We start from the raw sequence: 6,358 nt of genomic DNA, 5'->3' as shown, positions 1-6,358 counted from the left end.
GCCCGAAAGCGGGCGCGCCGCCGCGGATGCGGCTCCGAAACCGCAAAATCGATGCCATTTGCCCGAAAAAGGTGCCCCAGCGACGCTCAGACGGCCATCTCGGCGAAGCCGAAGCCGTTAATCAGACGTTCCTTAATAAAGAATAGCCCAGAATTGTGGTTCTTGGTCGATCTGCGACAATCAACTGAGCGGACCCGCGTGTGTCCGGGAAGGACAGCCGAAAGACAGCAAGGAGCGCCATGCAACGGATCATGCTGGCCACGGATTTTTCCGAACGGTCCGACAGGGCGCTACGGCGCGGGGGCAATCGGAGCGGCGGCGGCCATCGTTGTCGGCACCGGAGCGACCGAGGCGCAAGCCGGGCCCTACGACCCGCCTGTCGAACCGGCGCTGCCGCGCTCGAACATGGCGCTGACCAAGGGCCGCGTGGCACTGGTTGTCACCGACCCGCAGATCGACTTTCTCAGCCCCGATGGCGTGACCTGGGGCGTTGTCGGCGAAAGCGTGACCGAGCATGGCGTCGTCGCCAACATCGGCAAGCTGTTCCGGGCGGCCAAGGCGGCCGATCTGGTAGTGGCGGTTTCGCCGCATTACTACTACCCCACGGATCACGGCTGGAAATTCGAAGGCGCGCTGGAAAAGCTTATGCACGCCATCGGCATGTTCGACCGCAAAGGTCCGACCGACCTGGATGGTTTCGCGGGTTCTGGGGCGGATTTCATGCCCGAATTCAGCGAATTCATCAACGACGGCAAAACCATCGTCACCTCGCCGCACAAGCTCTATGGCCCCGAGCAGAACGACCTGGCCCTGCACCTGCGCAAAAATGGTGTCGATCAGGTGATCCTTGTCGGCAGGTCGGCCAACCTCTGCGTTGAAGCGCATATGCGCGAACTGCTGGAAATGGGTTTTGAAGTCGCGGTGGTGAGCGATGCCACTGCGGCGGCGAAGCTGCCAGAGGGGGATGGCTATCTCGCCGCCATCATCAACTTTCGCTACATCGCCAACGCCGTCTGGACGGCGGACGAGGCCGTGGCGCTGATCGAGGCGCTCTAGAACAGCGAAGCACACCTGGCTGCCGGTTTCATTCCAAGTCCCGGGGCGAAAACGGACAGCGCGTTTCCATTTGTTCCGCCCTCCGCCATAGGCCCGAAGGCGGAACTTCAGGATGACACCAAAATCAGACCACGCGGCAAAACGAGACAGCCTTGACCAGAGCCAAGATCGAGACATCCACCTGGCCCGGGCGCGGTTATTGCGTTGCGGCCAACCGGTTGCTTGTTCAACATAGTCTGTCTTTTCGGAATGTGATCCGAGCGTTCCAGAGCACTTGGAGACCTTGAGGCAACACGCGCCTCGTGCGCCGGTCGGACGCGACGCATGAAACCGCGATTGCGCGGGCCAGCGTCGGAACGCCGGGTTTTCGGCTTCACCCTGCGGTTCCGAGTTGCCGATATTGCTACCGCAGGAGTAGAATGGCCGGGATCGATCGTCAAAAGTGGATTATCGTGCCGGAGGCAAGCGAGGGCATTGGATGGGAAGCCGGATTTCTGCTGATACCGAAACCCGCGCGAAGGATGAGACCGGGCCTGCGCGGGCGCTGTTGATTGAGGTTCTTGGCGCGCTGCTGGCTAGCCCCGACGACAGGATCGACGCCGCGCTGCAATCGGCGCTTGGCTCCGTCGGCGGCCATTTAGGCGCGGCCCGGGTGAGTATCGTGCGCATCCTTGGTGCCGATGCGCCGCGCGTCAGCCATGAGTGGCAGGCCGACGCATCCGCCGAAACGTCAGGGGCGTTGCGGCCATGGGCGGCGCGCGAGCTTCGCGCCTGGGCCGACGCATTGGGCGAAGGGCAAACTGGCACCGGTATCGCCGCCACGGCAGGGGCCGGGGCAACAGGCAAGCGCCGCCCCGACGCAGGTTCCGCCGCCGCTTTGGTCGCGCTGCTGCCGATGCGCAGGGACCGTGAGTTGCGCGGCATGCTGCTGTTCGAGGCAGGTGCGCCGGGCGGTGCCTTTTTGCTTTCCGATCTGGACCAGTTCGCACCTCTCGCCGATGCGCTGGCGCAGATCCAGCATCGGCAGGACGTCTTGCTAGACCTGCAACGATCCAGTGCGGAAAGCGCGCTGGAACTGAGTCGGCTGCGCGCGGTGGTTGAAACCCTGCCCGATGCTCTGGTCGAGGTCGACGCCGAGGGCCGGTTCACCTTCGTTCATGTCGGCAACACCGACCATCTGATCGCGCCGGCCGAGCAGGTGGTCGGCAAACTTCTGGAAGAGGTCCTGCCTGCGGCGCTCGCCGCGAAAAGCCGCGCGCTCATGCGCGCGCTTGATGCCGGTCAGCGCCCGAAGGGCATGCAATACCAGCTCGATCTGCCGATCGGCCGGCGCTTTTTCCGGCTTGAGGCGACGCTCAGACCCGCCGCCGGCCCGGATGATCGCGCGGGCTACCTGTTGATCAGCCATGACATCACCGAAGAAGCCGGGATGTTGCGCGATCTGCGGCGGCTGAGCGAAGTCGCCCGGCGTACCTCGAACGTTGTGGCCATTACCGATGCTGACCAGCGCATCGAATGGGTGAATGATGCCTATACTCGGCGCACCGGATACACACTGGACGAGGTGCGCGGCAAGCGACCCGGCCCGCTCGTTCAATACGAAAAGACCGATCAGGCGACGGTGGCAAGAATCCGCGCGGCGCTGCGGGCGGGCAAGCCCGCGCGCGAGGAAATTCAGAACCGCTCCAAATCGGGCGAGGAATACTGGCTCGATCTGAACATCGAACCCCTGCGCGACACGCTAGGCGCAGTGACCGGGTTCATGGCCGTGCAAACCGACATCACGGAACGCAAGCAACATGAAATGTCGCTGAAGGCCGCGGCCCAACAGGCAGAAGCGCTCCATACCCAGCTTGTCGCGGCAATCGAAACGCTGGACGAAGCCTTCGTGCTTTATGACGCCGACGACCGGATGGTGATCTGCAACCAACGTTTCAAGGACTTCTATCCCCTGACCGCGCCGATGCTGGTGCCCGGTGCCAGATTTGAGGACCTGATCCGCAACGAGCTTGCGCGAGGCCAGCGCCCCGAGGCGATCGGGCGCGAGGAAGCCTGGCTTGCCGAACGCCTGGCCGGACGCAAGACCGGCGGGCTTGCCTGGCTTCAGGTCTTGCCCGACGGGCGCGTGCTGCGCGTCACCGAGGGGCGCACCCCCGCCGGTGAGCTGATTTCGGTGCACGCCGACATCACCGGGTTGAAGCGCGCGGAACAGCGGCTCTGGAACGTCATCGAAGGTGCGCAGGTCGGGATCTGGGAATGGACGCTCGCGACCGACGAGAACAAGGTCAACGACCGCTGGGCGGGGATGCTAGGCTACACGCTTGCCGAACTGGAACCGGTAACGATCGATACCTTTGCCTGGCTGACGCACCCCGAAGACCTTACCGCCTCGCAAAGCGCGATGGACGATATCAGGGCAGGCAAGGCGAACCGGTTCGAAAGCAAGTTCCGGATGCGCCACAAGGACGGGCACTGGGTCTGGGTAATGTCGCGCGGCAGTGTCGTGCGGCGCGATGCCGACGGCAACCCGGAGGTGCTGGCGGGGGTGCACTCCGACATCAGCGAATTGAAGGAAACCGAAGGTCGGCTGCTGAACGTGATCGAGGGGGCGCAGGTCGGCACCTGGGAATGGGTGCTTGAGGGTGGCGAATACACTGTCAACCTGCGCTGGATCGAAATGCTCGGCTACAAGCGCAAAGAGCTGGGGCCGATCACGGTTGGCGCTTTCCGCACGCTGGTGCACCCCGCCGACCTGGCGGAATTCGACCATCAGCTTGAACGGGTTTTTTCTTTGGAAACCAGCCTGCTGGAGCAGGAATTCCGGATGCGCCACAAAAAGGGCCACTGGGTCAACATCCTCTCGCGCGGCAGCGTTTCGCGTTACGCCGCCGATGGCGAACCGGCGGTGCTGGCGGGCGTACATTCCGATGTCACCGGGCTCAAACTGGCTGAACAGAGGCTGCTGAACGTGATCGAAGGTGCCGAGGTCGGCACCTGGGAATGGGATATTGCGACCGGAAAGCAATGGGTCAACGCGCGCTGGGCCGCCATGCTGGGCCATAAGCTTGCGCAGTTGGGGCAGGTTGATTACCGGAAGTGGAAGCGGCTGGTGCACCCCGACGACCTGCCTGCGGCGCAGGTGCAGATCAATATCTGCCTCGCCAACGGCTCCGACTCCTATAATGCCGAGTATCGTATGCGCCACAAGGGCGGGCATTGGGTCTGGGTTGCCGACCGTGGCCGGGTCATCCGCCGCGGTGAGGATGGCCGGGCAGAATTCATGGCGGGCGTTCAGATCGACATCAGCGCGCAGAAGGCTCGCGAAGAGGCCGAGGTCGCGGCGAGGATCGAACTGGAAAAAACCATTGCCGAACGCGCCGCGGCAGAGCAGCGGTTTCTTGACATTGCGGCGGTGAGCGAGGGCTGGTTCTGGGAACAGGACGCCGATCTGCGCTTTACCTATCTGTCGAGCACAAAATTCGTCGATGCGGTCGGGGAGCCCGGCTATTCGATCATCGGCAAGACCCGCGACGAGTGGATCAATAGCGATCCCGAGGTGTTGGCGGGTGCCGACTGGGCTGATCTGACCGCCAAATGTGCAGCCCGCCAGCCGTTTCGCAACTTTGTTTACCGCGGACCCTCACAACCGGGCCGTCAGTCGCGGTGGTTGCAGATCAGCGGCACGCCGATATTCGATGCCGAAGGAGCTTTCAAGGGCTACCGCGGCGTTGGCTCGGATGTGACGCAGCTTTCACTTGCCAAGGCGCAGGCCGAGGCGGCCAACCGCGCCAAATCGACCTTTCTCGCCAATATGAGCCACGAGATCCGCACCCCGCTCAATGGCGTGCTGGGGATGGCCGAGTTGCTGGAATCGGCGCTGCTGGACAAGGCTCACCAGCGCATGATCGGCACAATCCGCGAGTCGGGCGAGACGCTTTTGAACATTCTCAACGACATTCTGGACATGTCGAAGATCGAGGCGGGCAAACTGACGCTAGAGCAATTCCCGTTCCAGCCGACCGAACTTGCGCGGCGCGTTGAAGACCTGCACAGCCTGCGCGCGCAGGAAAAAGGCCTTGGCTTCGAGGTGCTGACAGGCGCAGGTGCCGACCAGTGGCGGATCGGCGACCCGCACCGCCTGCGGCAGGTGCTCCATAACCTGGTGGGCAACGCGATTAAGTTCACCGAGCGCGGCGAGGTGACGATCAAGCTCAGCGGCAAGAAGGACGCGCCACTGATCATCGAGGTGCGCGATAGCGGCATTGGCATGACCCCCGAACAGATCGCAACGCTGCACGAGGAGTTTTCGCAGGCAGACACCACCATCACGCGGCGTTACGGCGGAACCGGGCTTGGCATGGCGATCACCACCAAGCTGGTCGAAATGATGGGCGGCACGATCACCGTCACTTCCAGCCCCGGCGTCGGGACCACGATCCGGCTGAAACTGCCGCTGCCGGTCAGCGAACAGCCCAATGCCTTGGCCGAGGCCGAAGCGCCGCTAACCTCGCTTGCGGGCATCCGCGTGCTTGCCGCCGATGACAATGCGATCAATCGCACGGTTCTGGAGGCGATGCTGCAACGCAAGGGGGCTGATGTCACCATGGTTGAAGATGGGCTGCAGGCGGTGAACGCCTGGGCGGCCGGGCATTTCGACATTGTCTTGCTTGATATCTCGATGCCGGTAATGGACGGAATGACCGCGCTGCACGAAATCCGCGACCGTGAAGCCGCAAGCGGCGCGCCCGAAGTGCCGATCATTGCGGTGACCGCAAACGCGATGTCGCATCAGGTAGCGGAATATCTGATGAGCGGGTTTGACAGCTGCCTTGCCAAGCCGGTCGAAATGGCCGCATTGGCCAAGGCGATCCGCTCGCTGGTCAGGAAAGGCTGAGCGCCACAGATGCGCGCCGTCGGGTGCGTCGGCGGCGCGGCACCCGGTCACGCGTCAAGAATGCATTCCATCTCGTCAAGAAGTCGTTCGAACAGGGGTGCGGCCTCGCGCCATATCCCGGCGACTGTCGCGCCCGCAGCAAAGCCGCGCAGGATCGAGGTTTCGAGCGCCGCGGAAAACTCTCCGGCGTTCGGATAGCCGACCACCTCCGCAGCTCCGGCAATCTTGTGGGCAAGGGCCGCGACATCGCGCAGCGCAGCATCTGCTCCCGGCCCCGCCTCGATGGCCTTGCGAAAGCTCTCGAAGGCCAACACTCTCGGCACGAGAAGCTCTCGAAACCGCGCCTGGCCCGGAACTGCCGCAGCAGGCGGTGTTGGCCAATCTGAACATTGATTGTGCACGGCTTCC

At 63.4% G+C, this 6,358-nt stretch carries 3 protein-coding genes; 2 read left to right on the top strand and 1 reads right to left on the bottom strand.

Annotated features, from left to right (window positions below; translation table 11 throughout):
• Positions 1-198: 198 nt before the first annotated feature.
• A complete protein-coding gene (locus tag Q8J98_RS12395) occupies positions 199-1,056 on the top strand; it encodes a cysteine hydrolase (RefSeq protein ID WP_305294625.1) in 858 nt (285 codons plus the stop codon).
• Positions 1,057-1,534: 478 nt separating this feature from the next.
• A complete protein-coding gene (locus tag Q8J98_RS12390; RefSeq protein ID WP_305294624.1) occupies positions 1,535-5,950 on the top strand; it encodes a PAS domain S-box protein in 4,416 nt (1,471 codons plus the stop codon).
• 47 nt (positions 5,951-5,997) lie between these two features.
• Here Q8J98_RS12390 and Q8J98_RS12385 read toward each other — a convergent pair whose 3' ends face one another.
• Positions 5,998-6,273 carry an Hpt domain-containing protein gene (locus Q8J98_RS12385; protein ID WP_305294623.1) on the bottom strand — a complete coding sequence of 92 codons (276 nt, stop codon included), beginning with the start codon at positions 6,271-6,273 and terminating at the stop codon, positions 5,998-6,000.
• Positions 6,274-6,358 lie beyond the last annotated feature (85 nt).

This window comes from Phaeovulum sp. (assembly GCF_030684035.1).
GTDB lineage: Bacteria > Pseudomonadota > Alphaproteobacteria > Rhodobacterales > Rhodobacteraceae > UBA6213.
Note: the sequence above shows the minus strand (reverse complement) of the source record. Positions and strands in the feature narration are given on the sequence as shown.